Below are 1,019 nucleotides of genomic sequence, written 5' to 3'. Positions count from 1 at the left end.
TTGGGTATATGTTCTTGAACGACAAGATTCAAAATAAAAGCAAATTGCACTTCAACGAAGCGCACAATCATTCAGTAATTATTGAGTTAGAACTCAAAAAGTGACTCGGTCACGTATCTTTCAAATAGTACCGATTTTGAATGTTAAGTACAGGAGTAATGTCGCTCTTTCAGTGACTGAAACACAAGTGAAACAGGGGATTTGTCGGCGTTCTGAGAAACAAGGCTCACTTAACTTGAACGGTGTAAGTGAGCCTGAAAATAAAATGAGAGGTTAAGCAAAGACTTATGCTGTTTGGGTTATTAGTGTGGCTCGTTAAGACATGCGTTCTAACTGTTTTACGTATTTTTGCTCTAGCGCTTCATTACCTGCCGCACGTTCTAACTCGATCATAAGTTGCAGTGACGGTTTTTTCACACCGTACATTTGATTAAATCGCATCAGTCGAATTCTTGCATCGGTAAAGTTGCCACTTTCTATTTCGAGTTTAGCAAGTTGGAGAATCGATTTTGGGCGGTGTGGGTCGTGATCGATAGCTCGCGTAAAGTAGTATTTTGCTTTGTCTTTATCTTGTGATTTCAATGCGCAGAAAGCGGCGTTTTCGTAGCTTGCAGGGATGAGGTAGTAATAAGGTTGTTCAATTGCGCGGTTAAACATTTGGTCGGCTTGTTGGAAATCACCTCGTTTACATAGAAATGTTCCGTAGTTATTGAGCACGTTGCCGTTTTTGGTGTGTTGGCGTAAAGAGCGTTTGTACATGTCTTCTGCTTTCGCATCTTCACCAACAGTTTCGTAGTAGTGTGCCATAGAAAGCTGTGCGCGGTAGTATTGTGGGGCGTGGCTCAAGGCTTGTTGCAAGTTGTCGTGCGCTCGGATCATATTGCCACCTTCGAGATAACCAAGCCCAAGAGCGATGCGAGATTCTGCCATAGCAACAGGATCGGCCTTCACGATAGGAGCGCCGTTTTCTTTTACGGTAACACAGCCTACGAGTGCAAACTGAGTCATCAACATTAGTG

General features: G+C 43.1%; 1 protein-coding gene. It reads right to left on the bottom strand.

What is annotated here, in order from left to right; genetic code table 11:
- Window positions 1–315 precede the first annotated feature (315 nt).
- On the bottom strand, window positions 316–1,014 hold the full coding sequence (gene pilW, locus R7O13_RS24675) for a type IV pilus biogenesis/stability protein PilW (RefSeq protein WP_412125723.1): 699 nt from the start codon (window positions 1,012–1,014) through the stop codon (window positions 316–318).
- Between the last annotated feature and the right edge of the window lie 5 nt (window positions 1,015–1,019).

Source organism: Vibrio sp. Y176 (assembly GCF_033438945.1).
Note: the sequence above shows the minus strand (reverse complement) of the source record. Positions and strands in the feature narration are given on the sequence as shown.